32 protein-coding genes are annotated in these 26,866 nt (G+C 38.0%); 17 read left to right on the top strand and 15 right to left on the bottom strand.

What is annotated here, in order from left to right:
* Positions 1 to 58 precede the first annotated feature (58 nt).
* The 5 genes from RQ359_RS10315 to RQ359_RS10295 all read left to right on the top strand — a co-directional run bounded on the left by RQ359_RS10315 (position 59) and on the right by RQ359_RS10295 (position 5,093).
* Positions 59 to 1,168, top strand: a complete 1,110-nt coding sequence (locus tag RQ359_RS10315; RefSeq protein WP_156016530.1) for a peptidase U32 family protein — start codon at positions 59 to 61, stop codon at positions 1,166 to 1,168.
* Positions 1,158 to 1,808: an MBL fold metallo-hydrolase gene (locus RQ359_RS10310; protein ID WP_054838507.1), complete on the top strand. Its 651-nt coding sequence runs from the start codon at positions 1,158 to 1,160 to the stop codon at positions 1,806 to 1,808. Before RQ359_RS10315 ends, RQ359_RS10310 begins: the two co-directional genes overlap by 11 nt.
* Positions 1,808 to 2,845, top strand: a complete 1,038-nt coding sequence (locus RQ359_RS10305) for a radical SAM/SPASM domain-containing protein (RefSeq protein ID WP_156017927.1) — start codon at positions 1,808 to 1,810, stop codon at positions 2,843 to 2,845. The genes RQ359_RS10310 and RQ359_RS10305 overlap by 1 nt, the downstream gene beginning before the upstream one ends.
* Positions 2,820 to 3,914 carry a radical SAM/SPASM domain-containing protein gene (locus RQ359_RS10300; protein WP_156016531.1) on the top strand — a complete coding sequence of 365 codons (1,095 nt, stop codon included), beginning with the start codon at positions 2,820 to 2,822 and terminating at the stop codon, positions 3,912 to 3,914. Before RQ359_RS10305 ends, RQ359_RS10300 begins: the two co-directional genes overlap by 26 nt.
* A gap of 129 nt (positions 3,915 to 4,043) precedes the next feature.
* The gene (locus RQ359_RS10295; protein WP_256201992.1) at positions 4,044 to 5,093 is read left to right on the top strand and encodes a M24 family metallopeptidase; all 1,050 of its coding nucleotides are present in this window, start codon (positions 4,044 to 4,046) and stop codon (positions 5,091 to 5,093) included.
* Here the strand turns inward: RQ359_RS10295 and RQ359_RS10290 are convergent.
* The 4 genes from RQ359_RS10290 to RQ359_RS10275 form a co-directional block, all read right to left on the bottom strand.
* Complete coding sequence (locus tag RQ359_RS10290) at positions 5,090 to 6,001, bottom strand: glycosyltransferase family 2 protein (protein WP_156016532.1); 912 nt, start codon at positions 5,999 to 6,001, stop codon at positions 5,090 to 5,092. The genes RQ359_RS10295 and RQ359_RS10290 overlap by 4 nt on opposite strands.
* An 83-nt stretch (positions 6,002 to 6,084) precedes the next feature.
* The gene (locus tag RQ359_RS10285) at positions 6,085 to 6,846 is read right to left on the bottom strand and encodes a sugar phosphate nucleotidyltransferase (protein WP_083476958.1); all 762 of its coding nucleotides are present in this window, start codon (positions 6,844 to 6,846) and stop codon (positions 6,085 to 6,087) included.
* 3 nt (positions 6,847 to 6,849) lie between these two features.
* Entirely contained in the window at positions 6,850 to 8,085 is a 1,236-nt protein-coding gene (locus RQ359_RS10280; protein WP_054838508.1) for a UDP-glucose dehydrogenase family protein, read from the bottom strand.
* The gene (locus RQ359_RS10275) at positions 8,082 to 9,008 is read right to left on the bottom strand and encodes an NAD-dependent epimerase/dehydratase family protein (RefSeq protein ID WP_054838509.1); all 927 of its coding nucleotides are present in this window, start codon (positions 9,006 to 9,008) and stop codon (positions 8,082 to 8,084) included. The genes RQ359_RS10280 and RQ359_RS10275 overlap by 4 nt, the downstream gene beginning before the upstream one ends.
* Before the next feature lie 217 nt (positions 9,009 to 9,225).
* Between RQ359_RS10275 and RQ359_RS10270 the strand changes: the two genes are divergently transcribed.
* Positions 9,226 to 9,378, top strand: a complete 153-nt coding sequence (locus tag RQ359_RS10270; protein WP_156016533.1) for a hypothetical protein — start codon at positions 9,226 to 9,228, stop codon at positions 9,376 to 9,378.
* A 208-nt stretch (positions 9,379 to 9,586) separates the two neighbouring features.
* On the opposite strand, the gene RQ359_RS10265 is transcribed toward RQ359_RS10270, so the two are convergent.
* Together RQ359_RS10265 and RQ359_RS10260 are read right to left on the bottom strand one after the other, a co-directional pair.
* Entirely contained in the window at positions 9,587 to 9,943 is a 357-nt protein-coding gene (locus RQ359_RS10265; protein ID WP_156016534.1) for a hypothetical protein, read from the bottom strand.
* A gap of 59 nt (positions 9,944 to 10,002) precedes the next feature.
* A complete protein-coding gene (locus tag RQ359_RS10260) occupies positions 10,003 to 10,185 on the bottom strand; it encodes a hypothetical protein (protein WP_054838511.1) in 183 nt (60 codons plus the stop codon).
* A gap of 158 nt (positions 10,186 to 10,343) precedes the next feature.
* Here RQ359_RS10260 and RQ359_RS10255 point away from each other — a divergent pair, with 158 nt between their 5' ends.
* From RQ359_RS10255 to RQ359_RS10235, 5 genes are all read left to right on the top strand, one after another.
* Positions 10,344 to 10,496 (top strand): hypothetical protein, encoded by a 153-nt coding sequence (locus tag RQ359_RS10255; protein ID WP_156016535.1) that lies wholly within the window; start codon positions 10,344 to 10,346, stop codon positions 10,494 to 10,496.
* Between the two features lie 253 nt (positions 10,497 to 10,749).
* Positions 10,750 to 11,118 carry a hypothetical protein gene (locus tag RQ359_RS10250; protein ID WP_156016536.1) on the top strand — a complete coding sequence of 123 codons (369 nt, stop codon included), beginning with the start codon at positions 10,750 to 10,752 and terminating at the stop codon, positions 11,116 to 11,118.
* A gap of 74 nt (positions 11,119 to 11,192) precedes the next feature.
* The gene (locus RQ359_RS10245; RefSeq protein ID WP_156016537.1) at positions 11,193 to 12,242 is read left to right on the top strand and encodes a glucose-1-phosphate thymidylyltransferase; all 1,050 of its coding nucleotides are present in this window, start codon (positions 11,193 to 11,195) and stop codon (positions 12,240 to 12,242) included.
* A gap of 220 nt (positions 12,243 to 12,462) precedes the next feature.
* Positions 12,463 to 12,696 (top strand): hypothetical protein, encoded by a 234-nt coding sequence (locus RQ359_RS10240; RefSeq protein ID WP_054838512.1) that lies wholly within the window; start codon positions 12,463 to 12,465, stop codon positions 12,694 to 12,696.
* Positions 12,677 to 13,027, top strand: coding sequence for a hypothetical protein (locus RQ359_RS10235; protein WP_156016538.1), 351 nt, complete (start codon positions 12,677 to 12,679; stop codon positions 13,025 to 13,027). Before RQ359_RS10240 ends, RQ359_RS10235 begins: the two co-directional genes overlap by 20 nt.
* Here the strand turns inward: RQ359_RS10235 and RQ359_RS10230 are convergent.
* The 6 genes from RQ359_RS10230 to RQ359_RS10205 all read right to left on the bottom strand — a co-directional run bounded on the left by RQ359_RS10230 (position 13,016) and on the right by RQ359_RS10205 (position 16,930).
* The gene (locus tag RQ359_RS10230) at positions 13,016 to 13,678 is read right to left on the bottom strand and encodes a glycosyltransferase family protein (RefSeq protein ID WP_162308977.1); all 663 of its coding nucleotides are present in this window, start codon (positions 13,676 to 13,678) and stop codon (positions 13,016 to 13,018) included. The two genes, RQ359_RS10235 and RQ359_RS10230, sit on opposite strands and share 12 nt — an antisense overlap.
* Positions 13,665 to 13,925 (bottom strand): glycosyltransferase, encoded by a 261-nt coding sequence (locus RQ359_RS10225; protein ID WP_156016540.1) that lies wholly within the window; start codon positions 13,923 to 13,925, stop codon positions 13,665 to 13,667. Before RQ359_RS10225 ends, RQ359_RS10230 begins: the two co-directional genes overlap by 14 nt.
* A gap of 140 nt (positions 13,926 to 14,065) precedes the next feature.
* Positions 14,066 to 14,404 (bottom strand): winged helix-turn-helix domain-containing protein, encoded by a 339-nt coding sequence (locus RQ359_RS10220; RefSeq protein ID WP_156016542.1) that lies wholly within the window; start codon positions 14,402 to 14,404, stop codon positions 14,066 to 14,068.
* A gap of 221 nt (positions 14,405 to 14,625) precedes the next feature.
* The gene (locus RQ359_RS10215; RefSeq protein ID WP_156016544.1) at positions 14,626 to 15,024 is read right to left on the bottom strand and encodes a hypothetical protein; all 399 of its coding nucleotides are present in this window, start codon (positions 15,022 to 15,024) and stop codon (positions 14,626 to 14,628) included.
* 890 nt (positions 15,025 to 15,914) lie between these two features.
* Entirely contained in the window at positions 15,915 to 16,508 is a 594-nt protein-coding gene (locus RQ359_RS10210; protein ID WP_457921199.1) for a glycosyltransferase family 4 protein, read from the bottom strand.
* Positions 16,509 to 16,573: 65 nt separating this feature from the next.
* The gene (locus RQ359_RS10205; protein ID WP_457921198.1) at positions 16,574 to 16,930 is read right to left on the bottom strand and encodes a hypothetical protein; all 357 of its coding nucleotides are present in this window, start codon (positions 16,928 to 16,930) and stop codon (positions 16,574 to 16,576) included.
* A gap of 105 nt (positions 16,931 to 17,035) precedes the next feature.
* Here RQ359_RS10205 and RQ359_RS10200 point away from each other — a divergent pair, with 105 nt between their 5' ends.
* The 5 genes from RQ359_RS10200 (at position 17,036) to RQ359_RS10180 (ending at position 21,177) form a co-directional block, all read left to right on the top strand.
* A complete protein-coding gene (locus RQ359_RS10200) occupies positions 17,036 to 18,052 on the top strand; it encodes a glycosyltransferase family A protein (RefSeq protein ID WP_457921197.1) in 1,017 nt (338 codons plus the stop codon).
* Positions 18,045 to 19,238: a LamG-like jellyroll fold domain-containing protein gene (locus RQ359_RS10195; protein ID WP_054839169.1), complete on the top strand. Its 1,194-nt coding sequence runs from the start codon at positions 18,045 to 18,047 to the stop codon at positions 19,236 to 19,238. Before RQ359_RS10200 ends, RQ359_RS10195 begins: the two co-directional genes overlap by 8 nt.
* On the top strand, positions 19,239 to 20,270 hold the full coding sequence (locus RQ359_RS10190) for a hypothetical protein (protein ID WP_240900048.1): 1,032 nt from the start codon (positions 19,239 to 19,241) through the stop codon (positions 20,268 to 20,270).
* An 81-nt stretch (positions 20,271 to 20,351) separates the two neighbouring features.
* Positions 20,352 to 20,693: a hypothetical protein gene (locus tag RQ359_RS10185; RefSeq protein WP_256202153.1), complete on the top strand. Its 342-nt coding sequence runs from the start codon at positions 20,352 to 20,354 to the stop codon at positions 20,691 to 20,693.
* 43 nt (positions 20,694 to 20,736) lie between these two features.
* On the top strand, positions 20,737 to 21,177 hold the full coding sequence (locus tag RQ359_RS10180; protein ID WP_054839170.1) for a hypothetical protein: 441 nt from the start codon (positions 20,737 to 20,739) through the stop codon (positions 21,175 to 21,177).
* A gap of 156 nt (positions 21,178 to 21,333) precedes the next feature.
* On the opposite strand, the gene crn1 is transcribed toward RQ359_RS10180, so the two are convergent.
* From crn1 to RQ359_RS10165, 3 genes are all read right to left on the bottom strand, one after another.
* The gene (crn1, locus tag RQ359_RS10175; protein ID WP_156016552.1) at positions 21,334 to 21,864 is read right to left on the bottom strand and encodes a CRISPR-associated ring nuclease Crn1; all 531 of its coding nucleotides are present in this window, start codon (positions 21,862 to 21,864) and stop codon (positions 21,334 to 21,336) included.
* Positions 21,865 to 22,254: 390 nt separating this feature from the next.
* Positions 22,255 to 23,529 (bottom strand): MFS transporter, encoded by a 1,275-nt coding sequence (locus RQ359_RS10170; protein ID WP_240900052.1) that lies wholly within the window; start codon positions 23,527 to 23,529, stop codon positions 22,255 to 22,257.
* 387 nt (positions 23,530 to 23,916) lie between these two features.
* Positions 23,917 to 24,759, bottom strand: coding sequence for a DUF929 domain-containing protein (locus tag RQ359_RS10165; protein ID WP_162308978.1), 843 nt, complete (start codon positions 24,757 to 24,759; stop codon positions 23,917 to 23,919).
* Between the two features lie 120 nt (positions 24,760 to 24,879).
* Here RQ359_RS10165 and RQ359_RS10160 point away from each other — a divergent pair, with 120 nt between their 5' ends.
* Complete coding sequence (locus tag RQ359_RS10160; protein WP_156016556.1) at positions 24,880 to 26,463, top strand: outer membrane protein assembly factor BamB family protein; 1,584 nt, start codon at positions 24,880 to 24,882, stop codon at positions 26,461 to 26,463.
* Positions 26,464 to 26,866 lie beyond the last annotated feature (403 nt).

Below are 26,866 nucleotides of genomic sequence, written 5' to 3'. Positions count from 1 at the left end.
TTTATTAACTCTGTTAATAACAGAATGATTTTAAATATTAAGCATGAGATAATAGCATATGAGGCTAGTTGTAGGAACAAACTTCGATGATTCTCTTCTCGAAGAGTTAAGGAAATTTCCAGTCAAATACATATTCGGCAGCGAAACTGTTACCGTGACGGGTCACGGTCGTGCGTCCTTCGTGCTTCCCAAGGTAGACGAAGAGAGGTTAAAGCAACATGCTTCAATTGCGAGGTCTTACGGAATAAAGTTTCTTTACACTATGAACACTGCTACTTTACAAGGTAGGGAGTACTCCTCATCTTTCATGGATAAAGTTAAACGCGAAATTGACTTTCACGCTAACATTGTGGACGGATTCATTGTCGCAATGCCCCTCTTAATATCCTACATTAGAAAGGAATATCCAGATATAGAAATATCCGTATCATCCTATTCAAGGGTTTATAATGTAAGGGAGGCAGAGGAGTACATCTCCATGGGAGTAAATACCATAATAGCTCACGAAGATGTGAACAGGAACTTTAAGGTATTGAAAGCCATGAGGTCCTTAGCTGACGTTGAAGTTATTACAAATAACTCTTGCCTTTGGGGATGTCCCTACAGAAGGACACATGATCTGATATCTTCAATGACGTCCAGTCAACAAGGAGAAAAGGGAATTTGGTTCGAATATCCCATAATGTTCTGTGCTACTGACGTAAGAAACGATTTAGCAAACCTAATTAGAATGAGATGGATAAGACCGGAAGACTTAACCTACTACGAGGAAATTGGCATCGATAGGTTCAAGATTGCAGGAAGGAACAAGAGTACATCTTGGATAGTTAGGGCAGTAAAGGCTTACTCTGAAAGGAAATATGAAGGCAATCTTCTCGACATAGTCAGTTATCCACAGGGGAGGGCCGTACCAAAGGTGATGAGAAAAATTGGCGGCCCTTCATATTACGACGTCTTGGAAAAGGTAACAATCGATAATTCGCAGTTCCCTGAAAGGTGGTTGAACTTCTTCAAATATAATGATTGTGAATCTAAGAGTTGTGTCCAATGCAAATACTGTGACATTATAGCTGAGAGGGTTCTAAAGGTAGACGGAGAATCTCCTGGAAAAATGGAGAGATTGTCTCCTCCTATAGAACTTATACCGAGGTTTGAGCATGAGGATTGAAGTAATAAAACTAAAGGAAGAGAACTTCTTTGGAAAGGTTTTACCTCATAACGTAGTAGCTATAGTTGACGATGGTTTAACCTTAGTTGACACATCTCTACCTCAAAATCTAGACCAGTTAGAACGAGGATTACGTAATATAGGATTTTCATTAGACGATGTAGGATTTATTCTTCTGACTCATTCTCACCCGGATCACGCAGGTAATGCTGAGATAATTAGAAGAATTTCTCATGCAAAAATCATAGCACACAAGCTAGAAGACTTCACACCCAAGGAATTTAATTTAAACTATGAAGATGTGGTAAGGGAATTAAATGTTTCGAGAAACGAGTTCGAGTCCACCATAAAGAGGATAAATGAGATCACCTACGAACCTCCACGAATTGATGTAAGAGTTAACGGAGGGGAGGAAATCTCAGGGTTCAGGATTATACATGTCCCAGGTCATACTCCAGGCCATATAGCTCTCTTCAACGGTGAAACGCTAATTACAGGAGACGCGCTTAGAGTGGACGGAGGTATCAGACCCCCGTTGTCATTCTTTAACTGGGATCAAGGGAAGGCTTTGAAATCATTTAATTTTCTAATTTCTCTTCCATTTAAGAGATTAATACCTTACCACGGTGAATTAAATTGATGCCCTCTGTGGTGGTTTGGGAAAGTACTAAAGCCTGCGATTTCAACTGTAAGCATTGTAGAGCCTTCAGTTTGAAGGAGAGACTTCCGGACGAGCTTACAGCTCACGAGATAGAAAGGCACGTGATAGATCGCATACACGGGATGTTTGTTATCAGTGGAGGTGACGCATTGAAAAGGGATGATATATTCGAAATAGCAAGGTATTCATCGTCAAGAGTAATGACAGCGTTATCACCCAGCGGATCTAGGATATCAAAAGATGTAGCTAAGATGATTAAGGATGCAGGAATCAAGGCTGTATCCATAAGTATTGATGGTCCAGAGACAATACACGATAGCTTTAGGGGAGTTCAGGGTGCATTTCGTATATCAAGCGAGGCAATAAAGAACGTAAAGGAGGAGGGTGTCTGGCTTCAGATCAACACTACCATTAGCAAGTTCAACATAGACTACTTGGATCAAGTTAAGGAAACGGTAATGTCATTTTACCCAGACAGTTGGGACATATTCGTCCTCATACCTACTGGAAGGGCTACTAAGAGTATGGAAATTCTGCCAATACAAAACGAGATGTTAATGCTCAAAGTGAGGCAGTGGAGGAAGGAGGGATTAAACGTGAGAATGACTTGTAACCCATACTTCGTGAGGTTCAGCGCAGTGAGAGGTGACGTGATACCGGGGTATGACCCTGAAAAAGGTAGAGGTTCTGCAGGTGGAGCGAGGGGATGTATGGCGTCAAACGGTTTCCTCTTCATAGCTTACAACGGTGACGTATATCCGTGCGGCTTCCTTCCGATTAAACTAGGCAATGTGAGAGAGGAGAGACTAGATGAGATATATAACTCTCCTCTTTCCAAGGAGGTAGGAGATCCCAACTTGTTGGAAGGGAAGTGCGGAATCTGTGAATACAAGCTATACTGTGGAGGTTGTAGAGCTAGAGTATACTCAAAGACTAAGAACATTCACGCCCAAGATGATTTCTGTCTATATCATCCAAAGGTGATGTATCATGATAAGCGTTTCCAGATTAGTTAAAGGAAAAACAGAATCTGGGGATTCGGTAAGGTTCTCGGGGGATTCCAACTACCCTAAGGTTCTGGTTTTCAACGTCACTAGAAACTGCAACCTCAGGTGCAGTCACTGTTATTCATCGTCTGGAATGGACCACTTCGATGATCTGGATATAGAATATTGGCTGAGGGCCGTTAAAGAAGCTGCTGACATGGGAGTTAAACACATTCTTCTTTCAGGTGGAGAACCCCTTGCTAGACCCGACATAGACATAATTGCAAAGGAAGCTTATGACTTAGGTATCACCGTGGAACTTTCCACCAACGGAACCATGCTTAAGGGAAAATTAGACAAGTTAAAGAAGTACATTAGCTACGTGGGAATTAGCCTAGATGGCCCTGAGGTAGTACACGATAGTTTTAGGGGGGTTCAAGGGGCATTCAAAAAGACGATGGAGGGAATAAGATACTCGAGGGAACTCGGATTGAAGACCGGAATAAGATTTACTATAACAGCCAAAAATTACTCTTATGTAGATTTAGCCCTAGATATAGTAAAGAGAGAAGGTCTACAAAGGATATGCTTCTACCATTTAGGTTATGCAGGGCGTGCTACTCGAAATTTAGACATTGATAATAACAAGCGGTTGAAGATAGTGTCTCACATTATAGATGAAGCTAAGCATGCAGATTTTGAAGTGTTAACGGCAGACAATCCAGTTGATGGCGTTCTAATTTATCATATAACAAGGGACGATAAAGTTCTGGATTTACTAAGAAGGAACGGAGGTAATAGATCTGGTGAGAGGATAGCTGATATATCTCCTAACGGAGACGTTTATCCAGACCAATTCACGCCAGTAAAGATGGGGCATATCAGTGAACTAAGAAAGATATGGGATGAACCTTCGGACGTGCTTGTAAAATTACGGAAAAGAAAGGAATATTTAAAGGCATGTTCGTCCTGTCCTTTTCTTGACATTTGTAACGGTGGACTAAGAGGAAGAGCCTTAGCTATGGGAGATTTCTGGGGTAAGGACCCTTCATGTTATTTACAAGAAATAAGGCGAACCTTTTATGACAATAATTCGTAATATAAATATCTAAATAGATTTTTATTAGTAATCTATTATCTGGATTTTGTGAAACTATAATATATAGTTGAACGGAGTAGGCGATCAGTTGATAGAAAAACGTATTTTTTATAATTCGATAATCCTTGTGTGAGAATCAAAGCTCTTTTATCGCTGATGGAAGAAAATGGAATAGATTATGTTATCATTGGACCTACAAGCAACATGTTCTACCTTACAGGATTTTCAGAGGAACAAATGGAAAGACCTCTTCTTTTGATTGTAGGAAAGGGTGAAGCATATTTCTTAGCGTCTAAAATTTACGAAGAGCAACTATCAAGTTTGGGATTTCCAGTTTTTTCTTATAATGATGGCGAAGATCCTTACTCGAAACTGAAAATAGAGAAAGGTTCCTCAATTGCAGTAGATGATCAACTTTGGTCTAAGTTTACAGTTGAAATAGCGAATACGTTCTTGCCGAGAAAGCTGTTAAGCTCGTCTCCCCTCATGAGCACGTTGAGAGTTAGAAAAGATGAGAACGAGGTAAGTATCATGAAGGAAGGGTTGAGAATAGCTGAGGACAGCTTTCTATCATTTCTGAACAGAGTAGAAGAGGAAGCTGAAGAATGTATGTTAGCTAAAAGGTTAGAGGAGGAGTTCTACTTAAGAGGAGTAGAACCCTCATTTAGGCCAATAGTTACTTCTGGGCCTAACGCTTCCATGCCCCACCTACGTTGTACCCAAAGGAAAGTGAAAAGGGGAGATGCGATAGTGGTCGACTTTGGCGTTAAATATCGAGGTTACTCCACGGATACAACCAGGGTAATATCTATCGGAAACCCTTCGCAGGAAGTGAAGATGGTTTATTCCCTAATTCTGGAAGCGCAGGAGAAAGCTGAGGAAGCAATTGAAGGCATGAAAGGTAAGGAAATAGATAACTTAGCTAGGTCCATCATTAAAAGAAATGGGTTTGGAAGTCGTTTCATACATAGGACGGGGCATGGCATAGGAATCGATGTTCACGAGAATCCCTATATATCTCAAGATAGCGAGGAAATTATAGAAAGAGGCATGACGTTTACCGTAGAGCCAGGGATATACCTTCAAGGAAAATTCGGTGTGAGGATAGAGGATATGGTAATTATGGACAGTAAAGCTAGAAAGATGAACACCTTAGAAAAAGATATCTTCATAGTTTAGACGGTTGCTTTAGCGGACATCTTGTACCTTATTCCCTCTGCAACTGATCTTAATTCCACAAATCCGAAAGGATCTCTACCTAGATACGAAAGAAATCTATCGTCAGTATTAACCGTCAATTTCCTTATTTCTGATCTCTTTTTCATGACATATCCTATTTCCTTTCCTAGAGTTAGGACAGCCTTTAACTTAGCTCCCCTATTTGGGGCCTTGAATGACTGGAGAAATCTAATCATATAAAGTGGTATGAAGTTAGATACTATTTGTTTCTTATTATAGTATGTTAACAGGAGTATCAATTGATTTCGCATGGTAAGGTAAGAGGTAAACTTGGAAGGTAATTTCTTGAAGGTTCCGTGTGCTTCATGATATACCCGAGACTTAGGAACCATTAGGACCTTGTATCCAGCCCTATATAGCCTCCACGAGAGCTCCGTGTCCTCCCAGTAAAAGAAGTAATGTTCGTCAAATCCTCCAACCCTCTCTAACACATCCCTCCTAGTGAGGGCTGCAGCAGTCGAGAACCAAGGTATTTCAGACGGCTGATCTCCCCATGTCCATTCAGTGTATACGCTCTGAGTAGCAGCAATCTTTTCTTCTCCTTTTATTACGTCTACTAAAGGATTCAACCATTCCTTTGGAACTTCTACATCGTTATCCAGAAATGCCATAAACTTGGTTTTATAAGTCCTTATTGCAACGTTTCTTGCATAAGAAGGACCATAATTTTTGTCTAGAGATATGGTCTTTACTCCCTTGGACTTGAGGTATTCTACGCTACCGTCCTTGGATCCATTGTCAACAACTACTACCTCGTTTGGGTATTCCGTGTTGAGTACGCTGTCAAGGTAAGACTTCAGCAGATGTAGTCCATTATAATTAAGGACGACTATAGGAATTTCTTCCATTAGAATGAGATATGTTGTCTGATATTAAAATCTTTTTTATTATTTTGGAATGATGATAGCGTTAGTAGAGCTAAAAATATCCTCTAAATTCCACTCTTAACGTATTCCACGTACCCCTTGAAGTTACCTAAGTCATATACTTGCGAAACTTCGACTGCGGTGAACTCCACACCGTCCCTTATTAGTTTCTTTATACCGCATGTCAGTTGAAGCTCGTCCTTATAATCTACGCTTTTTAGGGAAGTGAAAATCCTCCTGTCGAAGACGTAATATGGAACTATGATCAGATTTGACTTAGGAACTTTAGGTTTCTCCTCAACGTCAGCCACTCTATTTCCGTTCATAGTCACCACTCCGTAGCTCCTTGGATCATCTACCTTAGTTACGAGGAAGGAATTAACGTTCATTTCCTCTAACTTGAAGTCCTTAACTATGGTGTCGGCTGCAGCGACTAGGAATTCCTGATTGGCGTAAGGCTCAGCTCTGAGTACAGCGTCACCAAATCCCTTAGGTTCATGCTGATTCACGAAAGCCAAATTGCTTTTCTCAATCTTTCTATAGAATTGCTTAAGCCCCCTACTTTGTTCTATTTTTCCTTTAAATTCCAAGTAATTCACGAAGTCGTAATCTGGCGTGAAGTAATCCTCTATTACTCTCTTATTTTTGCTCACTACAAAGATGAAGTCCTTCACTCCGTTGTCATATAATTGTTCGAAAATAACTTGAACTATAGGCTTCAACTCGCCGTTAAATGGAACAGGTAACATTTCCTTAGGTATTTCCTTACTTATTGGTAACATCCTAGTTCCTAATCCAGCTGCAGTGATTATTCCCTGAGAAATCAAGCTTCACTCACCTTGGATGCTAGGAGTTCCTAGGCCTATAGCCCTGAACTTCGTCAAATCCATTTTAGATGGATCTAAGAGTCTTCTTCCATCTACGACGTATTTACCCCTCAATTTGTCCTCAATTCCCTTGAAGTGGTTCCATTCAGTTGCAATTATGACTCCCTCGCTTTCATCTATACATTGTTCCATGGAGACCATTGTAACGTTTGCTTTAGCTTTAGGATCATATGCTACCACTTGAGCACCTTCTTCCTTTAGAATGTCTATGACCTTTAGAGCTACGCTTTCCCTTGTATCGTCTGTGTCAGCTTTAAATGCAACTCCTAGAACACACACTTTTCTTCCTTTAAGTTGACCCATAATTTCCTTTAGGAGAGTTACGGCCCTTTTAGGTCTTTCATTATTAACTTGTATTGAAGCATCTACGGTTCTAAGTGGGGTCCCCAGTGAGCGTGCAAAGGTAGATATAGCCAGCGTATCCTTGGGGAAACACGAACCTCCCCAACCTAATCCAGCCTTAAGGAAGTGAGGAGATATTCTCTTGTCTAATCCTATTCCTTCGGCTATTTTATTTACGTCGCAATTAGGTATTCTCTCGCACAAATTAGCTATTTCATTTATGAATGATACCTTCATTGCTAGGAATGAGTTTGCAGCATACTTTATCATCTCCGCTTCCTCTGGAGTCGTCCTAACTATAGGAGCACCAGTGAACTTCCATATGCTCTCTACAACATCGCCGGCTTCCTTAGTGTAACTGCCTATTACGACTCTGTCCGGATTGATGCTGTCCTTGATTGCACTTCCCTCCTTTAGAAACTCTGGATTCGAAACCACTTCTCTGCCCGTAATTTCCCTCACTTTCCTAGAAGTTCCTGGTAGAACTGTGCTCTTCATTACTATCAGTGAATCCTTCCTCAGAACTTTTGCAAGGGACTTGGAAGCAGACATAACGTATTCCAAGTAGATTTCTCCGTTGACTGTAGGCGTCGACACTGAGATGAAAGCAACGTCTACGTCAGAAAGCTTAGCGTAATCCGTGGTGAACTGCAACCTATCCTTGTTCTTAGCTAAAAGCTCGTCCAAACCCGGCTCATATATTGGATTTCTTCCACATGATAATCCCTCAACCCTCTTAGAGTCAACGTCAACTCCTACCACTAAATGTCCCTGATCAGCTAACACTGCAGAGGTAACTAGACCTACGTATCCTAAACCTATTATACCAATTTTCATGAAATCACCTGCTTGAACCAATCAATTGTCTTCTTCAAGCCTTCCTCAACTGGTACCTTAGGCTCCCAGCCAAGCTTCTCCCTCACCTTAGTTATGTCCGCGGCCCTTCTGGGCGGATCATCTGGCCTTGGAGGAAGGAACTTTATTCTGGATTTTGAGCCGGTCATATTTAGGATCAGGTTAGCTAAATCCACAATCTTCATTTCCTTGTTTGATCCCACGTTGAAGACTTCTCCCTTAAGGCCCTTGATGAACATGATTTTAGTTGTAGCTTCAACCCAGTCATCAACGTAAAGGAAAGCCCTAGTTTGAGACCCATCGCCGAAGATTGTTATATCATCCCCCTTCAAAGCCTGGTAGATAAACCTTGAAACTACCCTTCCGTAACTTCCATCCTCTCTGAGTCTAGGACCGTACACGTTGAATGGTCTCTGAATTCTAACATCTAGTCCGTATTCCCTATAATAGGAGAGTATGAGTGCCTCGGAGAACCTCTTGCTTTCATCGTAACAACTCCTAATTCCTATTGGGTTAACCTTTCCCCAGTAAGTTTCAGGCGTTGGAATGATCTCAGCGGATCCGTAAACTTCTGAGCTTGAAGTGTAAACCATTACTGCATCGCTTTTTCTGGTTATTTCCAGCATTTTGTAAGTTCCCATGGAGTTAGACATCGCTGTTTCTACAGGGTGCTGAATATAATCCTCAGGAGAAGGTCTGGCGGCTAGGTGTACTACGTAGTCAAATTTATCATTTATTTGAACGTCCTCAATCTTTCCCTTAATCAGATTAACCTTTTCTGGTAATGCACGATATTTAACGGTTGAGAAATCATCAATTACCGTAATTTCATGTCCATCATTAATCAATCTGTCAATTAAAAATGATCCTAAGAAACCTGCCCCTCCACTGACTAAAATTTTCATATGAACATATAACGAAAATAGGAAAAAAGCTTTTTGGATCAATCACTATGTTAATCTTTTTCTAATTTTAAGGTCATTTTTTTAAGAAAATAGACACTTGCTAATGATTAAGCTTGATTTCAAAATAATACTAATGCTTCAACGAGGATAAATTAAGTTTAAACTATGATACAAGACTTTATAAAACTTGGAGAGAAGTATAGTATAGGTGAAACAAATGAAAGCAATGCTTTTACAGAACGAAAAAAGTAAGGAGATTAACAGAAATATAGAACTGCAAGATATGCCAGCAGCTCATCTTGATAGAGAAAGGAAGAGAGAGGCAATTATGATTCTGGATAACCCGTTACTTTACTTGAAGGTCAACTAAAGGAATACATATAACACATGTAATTTTTGTTGCATTATGATTTTTGTGTAAAATCTTCTCTTGAAAAAAGAAAACGTGCAACTTTTTAGATAAATTAAAAGAAGGTTTGATAACTTATATTAAAATAATTTATATCTATATTGCACACATCTACGTATCTACTGCTTGTTATCTATAATTTCATTATTGTTATTCTTGGTACCTTGTTCTAGTTCTTTATCATCTTGGTACCTTGTTCTAGTTCTTTATCATAGGTTCCAATAACCAAGTATAGGTTTCCTCTTTTCATCTCCTGTCTCCTGATGAATGTTATCTTAGACTCTCTTTCTGAAATTAGAGAAGCAGCTATCATTGTCTGAACGAAACCTATCATACCTACTGGGTCAGAAGGTTTGGGCTTAAATATGATCACATTGAAGTTTGGTCCGTCTTCCTCTACTTTCACGTCTTCACAGAAGTCATAAAGTTCAGACATAGCCTTCTTTAGAATAAGTTGAGGGTCCTCCGTCATCGAAACTCCACTCCTTTTAAGTTCCTTAATCAAAGCTGTTCCAGGAGTTTCCATGAACACTCCGAAAACTCCGTTAAAGTTCTGTATGAACTTTCTTTCAACTTTATCTATTTCTATGGGAAGTTCTCCAATAACAACATACCGTTTTCTCCCATAGATGAAGGCACGAAAACTCTGTAAAAGGTCCTCTTATCGTAAGTTCTGAAGGCTAACTCCAAGTTATCGTACATTATTTGCCTAAGTAATTCTCCCTTCTTGTCTGTATATTTTCCCAACTGAACTCCATATACTGCCAATCCTCCTGCAATTAAAGTGGTTCCAAAAATAGCTAATGGATAATATGAAATTATGAATAGACATAAAACTAGAATTGTAACTCCTATCAGAATTATATAAGCCCAATCAAACTTATAGATATTTCAGTGAAGGAAATCTACCCGATTATTGTATAGGTATGTATGGACCTCTGAATATAACTGATCAACGGGTCATTCAGTATCTTCTTTCCTTCCCGGTTCCAGTAAACGTAAGACTATCAAATGGAACTTACATGAACTTTGCATCTCAATGGATAAACGAAGGGTTAACTGTTCAGGTTTTACCTTAAACCGTCTATACTGATGGAGATGAAGTAAGATATGTGATATCATCCCAAAATTTTTCTGCTCTAGGAAATCTAACATACTTGAAACAATATCTTCTAAATATTCAAAGTCCCATAATAAAAAGTAAACGGCACTAACTCTACCTTATCTATATCTTGGATAAATGCAGGTATTAATGTTACTCTTTACAAGGTCTACTACATTAATTCAACTACTAGAATGTTCTTGTTGAGCACTAACACTATGGGGTTCATAATGAACTCTCCCGTCAATGTATCTGCTACTTATCAGCTACAGGACTATGTACAAATTTATGGAAAATATTCAACAAGCGTAATATATACCTTTAAATCATGGGAGCCTTATGGCTCGGTCGTTCAAGTGCCATCATTTGTGACCTATGACGGAACTCTATTTCAATTAAACTCAACTACAACCTCATTAGTAGTTAGATCTCCCGTAAATATATCCCTTAACTTTGAGCCGTTAAACATAACCTCAACTCCCATTCCTCCCAATAGTAACTCAGTTAGCCCCAATACTATATTTATCATTGCTTCTGTGGTCGGTATAGCTGCTATAGCAGTTCTGATTTACGCTGTAGTTACTAGAAGAGGCCAATAATAAACGCAAGTAATTTTTATTCATATTTGTGAAATAAGGCAAAACTTTTTATATAGTGCTTCTTGTTAAAACATATGAAGGCAGTAATACTCCATGGTGGACAGGGAACCAGACTTAGACCATTGACGCATACGGGACCAAAACAACTTATAAAGATAGCTGGAAAACCGGTATCTCAATGGGGAATGGAAGCTTTAAAGGAAGCCGGAATTACAGAGTTCGGAATTGTACTTGGAAATAACCATCCTGAAAAGGTTGTAGAATACTACGGAGATGGATCCAAGTTAGGTATAAAGATAACTTACATCTATCAAGGGGAACCACTAGGCTTAGCTCATGCTGTAATGAAAGCTAAAGACTTCGTCGGTGGTGATGATTTCATTGTTTACTTAGGAGATAACGTTATTTTAGAAGGTCTTGATAAGCTTACAAATTTCCGCGGAAGTGCATCAATCCTTTTAGCTCCAGTGGACAACCCGCAGAGATTTGGAGTCGCCGTAGTGAAGGAAGATAAGATAATCAAGTTAGTTGAGAAACCTAAAGAAAGGATCTCCGATTTAGCGTTAGTGGGAGTATACGCATTTACTTCAGACATATTTTCTGCCATATCTAACATAAAACCCAGTTGGAGAGGAGAACTAGAAATTACTGATGCAATTCAGAATTTAATAGATCAGGGTAAAGAGGTCAACTTTCACGTAATTAGGGGGTGGTGGAAGGACACAGGAACTCCTGAGGATCTCCTAGATGCTAACATGAAGTTATTGGACACTTATCTTAAAGAAGACGTTAGAGGAGGAGTGGCTTCCTCGAAGATAAAGGGCAGAGTATTTATCTCTCCTGAAGCTAAGGTTATCAACTCTGAACTTAGGGGTCCGGTTTACATTGGAAGAGGTTCTATTGTAGAGAATTCATTCTTAGGTCCCTTCACAACTGTAGGGGATAATTGTCAGATAAGGGATTCGGAGATCTCTAATTCCCTAGTTCTGGACGGATCTACTCTAAATGGTGTAGATTTAATTGATTCTATAATTGGGCAGAATTCCACTCTTGTAAGAAGAAAACAAAGGTTCCACGGTTCAAAGTTTGTAGTTGGCGAGAACTCCTCAGTAGAACTAGAATGAGGACGCATTAAATTTTTTTAACCGATTAAGTTTTATCACAATAACATCTCTTTTTTAAGAGTAAAATTCTCACTAAGAGTGTGCTAAAAACCTTAAGTTTCGCTTTAAGGATGTACTTTAATAAACCCTAATGGTAAAGTCGTTTATCCTTCTCGTTTATTAATGTATAGCTATATAAAGGTAAAAATTTATAGATGTGTATATGTTCTAATAAATACTAATGAAAGCTACAAAATCTCTAGTGGTTTTACCACCAATGTTCTTCAACAGTGAAGCGAGAACAGCGGTGGCATTCATAAAGGCATTAAGAGAGTTTGGAGTAAAGGAGATAGTTGGAGTTACACCTAGAGTAGACGATTCACCTCAGGTTGAGGAAATGCTAAGAGAAATTAAGGACGTAAAAATGTCTTCGTTTCCAGTAATTATAAGGTCCTTTGATATCAGGTCCGCTTGACTATTTTCTCCTGAACATTAAGAAGCTTATTGGCGGATTTGACTTCTCTCTGAACTTGTATTATGTAGACGTTCCAGTAGGTTTAGATGCATCTTATATAATATATCCCCCATCAGCTTTAATGTCTAAGAAGGATATAATTTCTCGTAGATCAGGCATAAAGAAAATGTATGCTAGTTTTATGGAGAAAGTAGTTGAGAGAACGGCAAACTCTGAGCATCTGGTTTGCAGCTCAAATTATATTAAGCAGATAGTTAAAAACGATTTCAATTATGACTGTTCTGTAATATATCCTTCCGTGGACGTTTTTTTGGAAGCCCTATGTTGCTAACGACAAGGAAGATCTAGTAGTAGGTATAGGAAAGTATGTTGAACCTAAGCATTGGGACGAATTCATAAATGTAGCTAAGATTGTTAGAGAGAAAAACAAGGAAATAAAGTTCAAAATAATTGGAGGTTTAGATAACGTTAGGTCGTCTAGAAATCTCTTGAACTTTGAGTTGGTGACTAACATAAACATGAATATCGAAATGTGGATATAATACTCGCTATCTTTGTTTTCAGTTGTTGCCTTTCCCTTATGATAGCCTGTTTCATAAGGGAAATACTTCACCTTGTAGCCGTTATGGTAAAGCTCTAGACCTAATGCACTTGCATCGAAATGGAGGAACGGTAAATCATAGAAAATGAATCCCCTTCTTCTGGGAAATTCGGCCCTTAACATCATCATTGCTCCTGAAACGTAACTCACTAGACTTTCTTTGTTTGGATCTATTCCTGCAGAGTGAAGTCTAATAACGCCGCCGTCGTCTTCTATGAATCTACCCGTATCTATCTTTCCCTTGTCAGTCCTGAACTTACCTTGTATAGCACCAAGTTTTGAATCAGACTCCATAAGTTCCACTAACTTTTTCATGGAATCCGGATAAGGCAAAGCATCTGGATTTACCAAGAAAAAGTATTTCGATTCAGGGGGAAGCATACTTAAAGGCTATGTTATTTCCTCCACCAAAAAAGGTATTTGTATCAGATCTAATTATCTTAAAACGAGAATCATTTATATTCTCGTCCAAGAACTCAAACGTGTGATCACTGGAACCGTTATCTACCATAATTACCTCATAGTCAGGGTAATCCAATTGAGATAATGCCTTAATGTTTTCTTTAGCTAGATCTTTTGCTTTCATTGAGTTGAAATGGACTACAAAGACTGATACTTTAGGATACACAGTAATACATCCCTTTTCTTATATAAAAGCTTATTTATATTTTATATATTAATCTTAATCCAATTATAGATTAAATATAGCTGAAAAATAACTTGACAAAACTTTACAAAGGAGATAAATGTAAGGTCAAAAAACAGTAATTAATGTAATCCCATTTCAGTTACTGCTTTAGAATTCCTCTTACTCTTGTTATCGAAAACTTCAAGTACGCTTTTCTTAATTTTTTCTGCCTCCTCTAAATGTTTTTCATATTCTTCAATTCTCTTTGCAAGAAGTTTACCCTTCTCAGTAGTTTGAAATCCCTTATTTGCTGTTTCTGAAATTAGCCCTCTTTTTATTAATTCATTTAAATAATAGGAGATAGTTTTGTGGTTTAAGTTTACTGCATACATTAGGGCAGTCTTTTGTATTTCGTTTGTTGCTGAACTAAGTATAGACCTTATTATGGCTATCTTATTTCTCCTAGTTCTTCTTTTCATGTGAATCTCTAACGTAAAAGATACATATAAATATTTTCCTAGGTTAGGTCTTTTAGATTCTATAGTTATATTGCTTAATATCTATATTATAAATATAGCTAATTTATACTTCCAACTATCTAGGAATATGCATTAAATACCGTCCTTATTTTATTTTTAAAACTTTATTAATCAAAGCAAACGAATATAAAGATAATAAAAAAGAAAATAACTTGAATATTTTAGATATGATGGAACAAGTTTGGAATTCCTATTCCAATGAATGACAGGATAAAAGCAACAATTATAAATATAATCACTGATATTATGACAATTCCCAGAGCACCCAACCATCCAACATCGAAAACCAGTTTGAAGACTAGTAAAAGACCTATGAAGGCTAATATAATGCCGATGAGCGAAGCTAGAGGACCAATAAATACTGCTAATCCTATAGTAAATATAGCAAATACTGTAGCAAATACTATAATTCCAACCAATGTAGCTACCATTGCCTTAATAAAGCTATCTTGATTTGAGAAAAATTTTGCAGCGAGCCAAACAGGAATGGAATCAATTATCCATGCTATCAAAAAAGTTATAATAGCTCCTACTAAACCACCAAAAACAAAGCTTACCATAATTATAAATAGTTGAAAGTACTTAATAAAGCTAATCAAATGAATAAATTTAGTTTAAATTTACATTAGATATTATTATGCTAAAATATAAAGTATTTTATTAAGTGAAAGATAAAACTGAATTATAATGAACGAGTCTTTTTATATGAAATACGTGATTGCAAGAATAAAATTATGCGTTAGAAATAGAATTGATTTTAATTATCTTAAAACGGAGAAAAACTCTAAGATGCTATAAAATTTTATAATTGAATAGAATATTTAGTAATTTAGTTACATATTGAACTATAAAATCAACATACGCAAAAAATAAGACGCATAAAATTTGTCCTTCTTACTTTCATACTTATTTAGGCTTTCGTTCTAATAGTCTTTCGTTCTAATAGTAAAGTTAGCCTTTTTGGTATATTGGGACGTCCAAGGTACTGAATATTAGAGATTGTAGAGAAAGAAGGTGAGTTAATAGAAGTGCTGAGAGAAAAGCATGAAAATAAATCTCATTTAAGCTAGAGATGATAATCTTTAATTTAACTTTCCTCTGTATACATAGCATTTAATGTATTCTTATTGTATCGGATGGACTAATTTATCTTAAAAAACAAACTGCTAAAAAAACCAGACCTATCTTATAAGATTATTCATAGTATAAACTTATTAATAGTACAAAGGTGGTGAAATCCTCTATATAAGTTTAGTTGAACTTATGAAAGACAAAGATTTAAATAGAGAAATAAATGAGTAATAGATAAACTAATACTAAATAAAATTTCTGTATTTAAGATCACTTAGATAAAGTTTATTGTTTAAAATTATTAGAGATTATGGCTTAAAGTAATAAATAAAAAAATTAAAAGATATTTTCTATACAAAATCTATAAATATAATAACTTTTATTTAATTAATTTTTTTAAATTATATATTAACTTGTTTGCAGCAAATGTAGGTGAGTGCTTCTCTTTAACCAATTTCATGTTTTCCTGAAAATTCATGCTCTCTCCATTCTTTAGAATTTCTTCAATAGCATTTGTAAATTCCTCTTCTTTTTCGGCATGAATGTAGTTAATTTTGTCTATACCCTCAACGGCCTTATGTGTGGCTATGATGGGTTTTCCAGATGCCATATATTCCAAAGTCTTTAATTTAACTCCTCCTCCTCTCTTGATGGGTGCAATACAAATATCTGCCGCTTTAATGTAAGCAATAGTTGACTCTACATAACCTGTTGAATAAATTGGAGGACTTGTAGGAGGAGGAGAAGGTCCAACTAAGTAAAAATTAATGTTCCCTTTCCCTTTTTCTTTAAGTATCTCTGAAATTCTCAAAATAGATAGAGCGGCCTCCCTATTGGGAGGATATCCCATTCCCCCTACGAAAACTACTGCAGGTCTCTTGAGCTCTACTGGCTTAACTGTCTGGAACGCGTCAATGTCAATGATGTCTTGGCAGAATCTCAGCGAAATTCTTTGACAGAAGTTCTCTTTCAATTTCGGAAGTGAACGAGAAGTTCTGTCACAGAATTTCGCTTAGATCCTGTCAAAGATCAGTGACATTAATTTTTTCCAGAAAATGAAAGCCCCGTGTCCTGCCTAGATTCAACTGAATGTAAATGCAAAACACATGGTGATGAAGAAAGTTTAGAGCCTAAAATTGAAGGGATTATAGGCCATGCAGTTTCAGATATCACCGCGTCATATTTGTTCCCCTTGATTTTAGAAATGAAGGAGGGTGACATCTCTCTTAACCATAACATTTTCTTTCCTCTCTCATCTACCCTTCTAGTAGAATAAGGAATTATCTCGGCGTCAAAACTCATTTTCTTTAGTTCTCTAGTAAGTAAGAACACTTGCTCATGTATTCCTCCTCTCTGCGGATAAATACTCTCCATCATTACGAAAGCTAGTTTCACACATGGAAACTATTTTCCTATTTTTTAAAATTTCTTTCTAGTTGCATAGACGTCAAATAGAAATAATTAAATATTAAGAAGTTACTAATACAGTAGTGTCCTCAATTGGAAGTTACGGTTGCCATACCAACGCATAAAAATGATGGGAAAACTATATTCTTCACTTTGCAAGCTTTGTCGAAGCAGACCTTTTCAGATTTCTCATTACTGATGGCTTATAAACCTAGTGAAAACGATCATACACTCGACGTAGTAGAAAAGTTCACCAAGGAACTTGACATAAAAGTGCTTATTCAAAGTGAAGGATATCTGGATGAGGCAATGAACTCAATATATTCAGCTTCGAAGGGTGATATTTTAATCACTACGGACGATGATTCAGTTCCATCATTAAATTGGGTCGAAGCTCACGTAAATGCCCATGAAAAGCACTATGATTCAGGAGTGTTAGGACCTTTTTCAGGACTTGTCAGGCCTTCATCTTTCTTAAGAAGTATTTATGGAGATATCTTTGAGATTCCCTTAGAGAGTGACATGCGAACTTTCAATAACTACTTTTCGAAGACAGGTCTATTAGTTAGGAATCATTCCTTACCTCGAGAAAACTACAAGGTGAAGACATTCAATCCAATAGGTGTAAATATGAGTGTAAAAAGGGAGGTCTACTCTGACTTCAGGCTTCTTCCAATGACAATTAGGGGAATAAATAACGAACCTTACCTTTGTCTTCACGCTTATGAAAAGGGACTTCCGTGTGCATTGATTAATGATAATTTATCAGTAGAGCATTTCGATCGTGATTCAATGAGCCGTCCTAAAACATTGAACGGCGTTATAGAAAGGTTTGCGGAAGCTTCTCTTTCTATTTATTATCTAGCTAAGAAAGGTTATACTCTAGACTTGAGAAGATTAAAAATGGATTTATTCTTCAAGTCAATTCCATGGAGACTCAGGAACAATCCCTTAACGAAAGCACAGCTACAAGGGATTATGACCGGAATAAAAATATCCCTTTATGCTTTGAAGGAGAATAAGGATGAGGTCTGGATAAGAAATACTTTGAAACAGATTCAGGGCGGAAAACTGGATCCAATAGAAATAGCGGGTAATTTTAATGCCTAAGGTCTCCAGAAGGGTATTTATAGGACTATTAGCATCAAGCGCAGTAGCCTCAGCTGGTTTAATATTAGATCTAGATAAGAGAGGAACTCAGAAACAAGAAGCTATAACTACGGGTGAGTCGAGCGGTAATACAACCACAGTGACTACAACTAAAAACGGCTCGACCTCCGTTAGTGGTGTTTCTACTTCTGTCAAGACGTTAGGAGCCATTCCAATAGTCAAGCTTATAGGCATTTCTACCTTTCAAGCTATATCTTCAAGTGGAGACGTGATATTCTCGGGCTCATGTTCTGAAGGAAGTGGAACTTGCGGAATTTACGAAGCCATGACATATGTTAAGGATAACTATGGCATAGGTAGAGTGGAGCTATTGGGTAGTTTCTATCCTGTTGGATCACCTTCTCCAGTTCAAGGAGTTCAGCTTCACGGCGATGCAACGATCTATCTATCTCCAACTAGCCTACCTTTCGTGCTTTCCTCTCAGAGGGCGGGTTCCATTAAACTCCTATGGTATCAGGACGTTGGAATAGTTAACACGTTGTTGTCAAAAACTCCTTCATTCTCCCTTTCTCCCTACGTATATTTCCCCAGCATGGCAAGTTCCCTCTTCTTCGCCAACGGAAACCAATCCCTAGGTACTCCTTCCTCTTTCACTGTAGCAGCTTGGGTAAACGGAGGTCAAAATAACAATGCTGGATACGTTGTAACCTACGGTTCTCTCAACGCTGGCATCTCCTGGACAATTCAATATGGATATGGCTACGTAATCTTTAATACACCATATAAAACAGTTCAATATAGTTATGACTCCTCTCCTTTTCACGTCGCAGTTACATATGATAACGGTGTTGCGAACATGTACGTAAACGGCGATCCAGTAACTTCATCATCGTGTACCATATCTTACGTAAATCCATCTTACCTTTGGATAAGTAACTTCCCAGCTAAAAACCAGCAATCAGGAATCTCCCCTACATCAGCATTTCCAACCATAGAAAACGTCCAGTTCTACAATAAGGCTCTTTCCCCATCTCAAGTTAAGGCGATATCATCTCCTACAGCAGATCCCGTCGACCCATCAATCTCATTCTGGGGACTATATCGTTACATCTTCTACGTAGGCGACCTTATTACTGGGATCGGATTTCAGAGGATGGGAGGACCCCTAGAGGGAGGTGTATTCTAAATGATAATTATATCAGATCATATGGATCCCGACGTTGACTTTTACGTTCCGCCTGGCTCAGACGCCACTGAGGCTTTGAGTGAAGCTTTACAGCTTGGAAACGTTTACGGAGTGGCCCACATAGTGGTTAGAGGGCGTCTTTATCTGTACGCTAATGGTAATACCTTGTTTACACTAGAGCAGACAAAGCATTATGTTTTTGAAGGAGACGGGTTAGGTGAGATATATTACGTTAATCCAAATAACGTTCAGAACCCAGGTCCAGTCTTTTCTGTAGGATCAATTACATCAACCCAAATGAAGTATATAGGTGACGTCGCTCCAGTAATAGATCCACAGTTCGCAGCTTATTCAACTGGAGGGTGGATGATCGCATTTAAGAGTCTAAGGCTTGTGAATCAGACCTCTCAGAGATGGTTCATCATAACGGGTTTTGCTGGAATGCACTCCTTAATGATGTACTTTGATAGTGTAGAATTTCTTGCAAGTATCTGGATAAATGAAACTACTGAGGTAGTTGTTTACAATTGTTATGTTAATGGCAACGAACTTCTTTTTGATTCTCAGTCCAGGGAACTAGTGGTATTTGGTTCTAGATTTGAACAGAATGGTGTCCTTGCCATGTCAGCTAGAGGTTGGTCGGTAGTGGGATGTGTTTTCATAGGAAAGAATTCGTATCTTAATCCTGGAAACGATGGTAATGACGGATCGGTAGTAGGTTGTGTGTTCGATGGTGCTACTCTAATTACACAAGGAGCAGCTAACTTAAAGGTTGTAGCTTGTCAGTTTCAGAACGTCACCTTTAGTGGTTATCAAGGTTCTGCGCAGATTACCTTAGGGTGGAACTACGTTATTGTGGGCTGTTCATTTATACAATATCCCTTGTCTATAACCAATGTATACAACGGTCATACAGTGGTTGTAGCAATGAATAACTTCGATTATGGTTCTAATCTTGTAATAGGTGTCTGTGACGACGGTTATTTGGATTCTCTTATCATAATGGGAAACATCTTTACCTCTCAGAATTAAAACTCGTCGCTTATTTTCATAACTGGAGACCCTCAATACCAAGGATCAAGCAATACCATAAACTTTACAGGGCAGATCAACATGTTGCAAATAGCCTTCAATACGTTTACAAATTCCTCAAACAAAGAGGGTGTTACAATAGGAATATATGCTACATCAAACCAGAGACTTCATGCGCAAGCTTACATAAACATGGGAATATCTGCAAAATACGTCTACGTTTCATTCAATTACTTTAAGAATAATGAGGGCTTACATAATAACGGTAGCGGCCAGCCTCTGGGCGTTATGTCTATACAGCAGTTGGGTTCTTCCATGCCCACTGTCAACTATCTCATGTTCTACTTTAACGTAAATGAAGGCAATCCTATGTATATACCTTCATCGCAGAGCTATACGTCCCAGTTTAATATAGGAATGTAGCAATCTTTTTTAATGATTTTCTATCAAAACAAGGTGTAAGAAAATGAGAGTTACTATACACTACGACGACGGAAAGGAAGAGGAAATAGAACTGCAGAAACAGGAGGTTATAAGAACAGAGGATGGAAACGTAGCACACTTCAAATATGTTAAGATAAGCAAGGAAGCTAGTGTTTTAGTTCATATTTATCTTCCTACAAGTGAAAGTCCTACCACTAAGCCCGTGGACGTTTCTAGAGAAGTGGAGGAAAAGAAAATATCGATTTCGAGGTATAATAACGTAGCAGATGACTTAATAAGTAGGGCAAGGATGTTCAGACCTCCAAGCGAGACATGTGTCTATTGTGGTGATATTGCAAGCAACACTTTTAACGGGAAGAAGGTTTGTTCCTCGTGTTTCTCACAGTTAAGTAAACATGGTGAAAGGTCTGAGGAATTTAATAAATACTTAAGAAATAAGACAATACATAGATGGAACTCCTGAGCTAAGCAAGTTCTATATGAAGGAAGCATAGCTTTTTTGATCCATTCATTTTTGGTTACTTTCTATTATTGTAATCTACAGTTCTTATGATAGCTAAATTAAAAGTAAGGATTTATTAGTATATGTAAGTAAATCTATCTTTTTTATACAACTTTATTATATTAATCTATCAGATATCTCTATAGTTGTAGCGTTATTTGCTATTAATTTACAGAAATATTCCCTGTCTTGATCCGTGCACTCGCCTCTTATAGGCTTCCTGTTAGACTTCATTTCCTGCTGGACTTCGTTGTATTTTTCCTGAGGTACTATAGTGGTGATTACTTTAGCTCCGTTCTTAAAGGCTAACATTCCCATTACCATGCTAATTGCCTTTCTTCCTCCGGTAATATCAACATAATCCCCAGCGTTAACTTTATCGCTCGCTATTTTCATCAGTTGTATTAAATCTTCCTCAGATGTAATGTCGTCAAATGGAAGCCTTATTTCTTCGATATAAACGTCTTGATACTTTAATTTTATACAACACGAGAACATCGATAGAAGATAATCGTAGGCTTTCTTAACATTAGGATTTCCAGTCGTAATAATTACTATATCAGTAACTAAATCTCCCTTTTTTCTCAGATATTCGAATGTCTCTAGTACACCTCCAGGGGATGTACCTAAGGTCGCAATTAACTTCATAGCAATAATTAAAAATGGTAGTATTTAAGCGCTTTTCATTTCTATGTAAGGTTTAATGCTATACATGGATTCACTAAATTGTAGTAGAGGTGGAAAATTAAATATATAAGAGAGATACTTACGAAATTGTATTTTAGTTATATTAGAAACACAGTTTTAGTAAACTATTTCCACTCTCTGACGGGGTTTCTGTTGTGAAAAGAGGAAAAAGATATTTTATACAATATCACTCTGGTTTCATAAATTTCTAGTTAAAAATGTAAGTAAAAATAAGTTGCTGTTAAATGTATTATACTTACTGAAAGAATTTAAAAAATAATAAAATACATATAAGATTCTATGTTTTCACTTTTGTAATAATTTTTATATATGTTTGTATGTTTGCTTCAATTATAGCCCAGTCTTAGCCTCGTTAATTTCTTCTAAACTCTTTCCTATAGTGTTTGGTAATATTATTATTAAGCTCAATCCTAGAATTACCATAGGAATCTGGAAACCTATCCAAATTGGTATAGCTCCTACTGTGCTGATTAGACTCAGGATTATTGCGGTTGAGATTGCTGCACCTAGGTGTGCGAAACCATCTATGAAGGCGAACGCGGTTCCCCTCGCATACGTAGGAACGTTTTCAGTTCCGTTCAAATAGTTCAGTTGATTACTCCAGCCTACTCCTATTAAATTAGCCAACACGAATCCTGCAGCCATTAGATCCAGATTTGCTGACGTCGCTCCAATAACAGCTATTGCGACTCCTAAAACCATACCCACGAAGTAAGAGAACGTTACAAGTATTGATCTCCTTACCTTTTCTACCACGTATCTTAAGACTATGGCTCCCAAGAAGGTTGCAACGCCTGCATCTCCGTAAAGTAAGGTTACTTGGTTTGCCGATGATGACAAAGAACTAACGCTGCCAGTCCACAACAGAAATTCCGTCAGGTAAGGATACTCCCCAAAGTAGAAGAAGAAAACAGCGAGCATTATCAGTATTACCCTAATTCTGTACTTAGGATTTTTAAACACGTAGAATGGATCCACCTTTCTCTCTTCGAATTGAAGGGGAACTGGTTCAGGTAATCGCTTCATCCCAGTCTTTTCCATTGCCTTCTTCTCCATTTCAGACACAACTCTTTCGGCCTCTTGTACCTTTCCCTGAAGGGCAAGCATCCTGACTGTCTCAGACGCATGACCTCTTATTGCAAGGGTTATGAAAGCTAAAGTTGCTCCTAGCATGAAAATTATCCTCCATCCTATTGCAGGATTTGCCACATCTATGTAAGATGCCATGAATGGTCCTAGACCTAGTCCAGCCCACCCAGCAATGTAAACTAAGTTGAAGTACTTAGCTCTGTTTTTAGCCGGAACCATTTCAACTATGTATGTAGGAACAAGTATCAGATCTCCTCCAATTCCCATGCCGGTTATGAATCTAAATAGCACGAACATGGGATAATTAACCGAAAGCGCGTTACCTAAGCTTCCTACCGCAGTCAAAAGTGCAGTTACCATCAGCATAGGTTTTCTGCCTACTTTGTCGCCTAAGTAACCCAGCAGAAGTGCACCTGGGATATAACCAAACAATCCCATGGAAACTACTGTTGACGCTTCAGCGGATGTTAAGCCGGTGTACTTCAACGACGTGGAAGAGAATGCTATTCCTAACATCTATAACATCATATAGAGCTATAAAGTATCCAAACGCTAGGGCCAACACTATAGAAATTGGTAAAATCATAACAGGGAGTCGGTCTACCCTAGCGGTTAACGTTGATACGATTTTCTTTGAGGTGTAGTCCTTGTCCATGAGAATTAAGAATCACATTTAACGTAAAAGATTATTTTCATAAAAGTTGGGAGAATGTTAAAATAATAATACCTGAGCCATACATTATATTTAAATCGTGATACTTGTTCCCTCTTCTCACAGTTAATTTACTCCTAAGACCTTTCTATAGAGTTTCATGTTTAAACATGATAATAAACATATAGTACTAAAGGAAAATCCTAAAATATAAAAAGAAAGGGAAAACATGAGAAAAAAAAGGCGAGTACTTATTGTGGAAAGGTTACGTTTAATGATGTTCCGGCTGCTTCTCTTATAGTGCTCTCTATTACGTTAACTCCCTGCCAGATGTTGGGGAACATTTTATGGTCGTATATATGCTCCATTATGTACTGTCCGTTAGCTTCCTTCAATGGAAGTATATTATATAGAGGACCGTATGCCATATAAGTTCCGTTAGGTCCGGTTATTATTAATACAGTAACTATGTGAGTCTTTAAGATAGCTAAAGGTTCGTGAGTTCCATTAAACATAGCGTCCAGTTGATAGTGCATTACCAATTGAGCTAATGGAGTTGGCAGGAAATGCTCTGTTTCATTTGCTCCCACTGGAATTAAGTCTCCCTGAGGAATTGGTTCACAGTTAGCAGTTTCATTCATCCACTTGTTGTATAAATAAATATAGTAGAAGTGGACTGGCTCATCAGGTTCATAGGGTTGGTACTCAGTGAATATGAGTCCGGTCGTGTTAGGGAACGGTCTATAAGGATTAGACGTTCCGAAGGTGTAATTCAGTTGTCCAAACCCAGACATGATAATGTAAAGAGGCCATCCATCAGATAATGCGACGTGGCACCCAGTCCACCCTACTAAATACACGTCAACTTGTCCTGGTGGGGCAAAGTCCTCAGAGGATGCGTAGAAGAACTTTCCTGAAGGTACTGTGGCATACATCGGCGGAACTTGATTGTTTGCTACTGTAACAGATGCTGCAGGATAAGTCGTTGAAGAGTTTGACGCTCCAGAGTACGCAGCAAAAAACTCTGGAACCACTGCTCCTGCGATTAGGATAGTTAATACTCCGAGCAGGACAAACTTTTCCCTTCCTTTCAAACTTATCATTTTTTATCTGACTAAAAAAAGAATGTTTTCTTTATTTAAGCTTTACGTAAATAAGTTAAAAAGGTAAAGTTTTTTTATATCTTATAAACTTCCCCTTCTAGAGATACAAAAATGGATAAAAGAATTGCAACAGTCCTAATAGTGGGCTTAGTTATAGGCCTGCTAATTGGGGGCACGGTTGGTTTCTTTTTTAGTCATTCGAGTCCATCTTCAGAGATAACGTCGTCCAGTGAGTACTCAAGTAGCGAAAGTCAAGTGACTCCTACTACTCTGCATCAACAAGAGAATGAAACATTTAATGTTTATATGGACGGGATTCTCTTCACAGATTACTTATATCCTTCAAATATTCCCTCTTCGTCTGATCCGTCGTCTTTTAACATGTACGGTATGACTTCCAACAGAGATCCTGTAATTTCAGGTAACCTTAACGTATCCTGGTTAACTCCGCTCATGGGTAACTTCGAGCAAAATATGACCTTATGGAACGAGATTAATCAGAAGCTTGGAAAATCGTTTGGAGCAGCTTATAGGCAAGCAACGGGTATAGCTGTAGGTCCGACAGAGGCAAATAACATTGTTTATGTATCCAGCGATGCTGGTTGGGTATACGGAGTAAATGAGTTTACTGGAAAGATAATTTTCATGTTGTACACCCCTGGAACGCTAAGTATGTGGGAACCAGTTGTCTATAACGGCATAGGAATTGTAGGATTAGGCAGCGCAATGTTTGACTATCAACAAGGCGCTCTTAACGGATTTGGAGGAGGACATAGAGGACAATACACAGGAATAAATGGTCTGCTTGCTTTCAACGCAACTACTGGGAAACCACTGTGGTTAGATCTAACAAGATCTCAAGCTATGCCTACGGGAGTAGTAGAAAATGGAACTGTATATTGGGACGATGGCGACGGAGTTATTCATGCAACAAACGTAACTAACGGTAAAACTCTCTGGACGTATGAATACGATGGAAGCGGTAATATGGCATCTCTAGACTACTATCACGGTATAGTTATAGCAGGGTTTTCGCAAGCTTACCCAACTAACGTTTCCGCTTTGGTGGGAGTTTATGCATCTAACGGCAGTTTGGCTTGGATGATTAAGTTACCATACGCTACAACCTCAGCCGTAGGAGATGCAGTAATGGCCGTCTATAACGGTTATCTAGTTGACGGATTCTTAGGTTTTGCCAAGGGGAGTATGCCCCTATTAAAGGATATTAATTCAAGACAAGTCCTCCTTGTAGCTAATGCAACAACTGGTAAGATAATTTGGATAGAGAACGTCACTAACGGAACTGTTCATCCTGGCGATACAAACAACGGTTATAACCCAGAGATAGTTAACGGCGTCATTTATGAACCTACAATAGAAGGAAAAGTGATAGCATATAACTTAACTACTGGAAACATACTATGGGAATCTCCGAAGCTATCAAACGGAGTTCTACAAGCTGCACCTACGTATTACAACGGTTACTTATTGGTACCAGCAGGAACTTCAATTGCAGTGCTTAATTCTACAAATGGGAACGTGATAAACGTATTCCATACACAGTTCATAATGAGACAGCAGATGATGGTAGTAGGTAACACTGTAATAGAGGCTAGCGGAACTAACTACTTGTTCGCAGTTCCGTTCTATAATTTGTTACACGATTCCTCTATCTCTGACATAGGAATGTCTTAATTTAAATGAAAAAGATATTTTTATTTTTCCATCTATATAGAGAAAAAGAAGAAAAATGTATATATGAAGGTATATTTACTAAAAAATATTTTAAGTATACCTTATTTTTTACCTATATCTCGAGGTTTATATAAAATATTTATCAAGCTTTACAGAGAAGGGGGTTAAGGGGGCGGAAAGCCTCGCCTTTTAAGGCGGGGATGAATAGCCCCCTTATATTTAAATATTTCTTTGTCAAAAATCTTTTACTGACGCTAACGATGCTCCTCCCCAGCTCGATTGAGGGCTTAATGGGACTGTGGGAGGAGCAACCATCATCTTCCTTTTCCTTACAAGGGACTAGAGCTCAGCAATGAAAGTCCCCTACCCACTCTGTCCAAATGGGAGTGGTTCTCTGAGCCAC

It is taken from the genome of Sulfuracidifex metallicus DSM 6482 = JCM 9184, from assembly GCA_032834875.1.
Classification (GTDB): domain Archaea; phylum Thermoproteota; class Thermoprotei_A; order Sulfolobales; family Sulfolobaceae; genus Sulfuracidifex; species Sulfuracidifex metallicus.
This window is presented reverse-complemented; position numbering and strand designations above follow the sequence as displayed.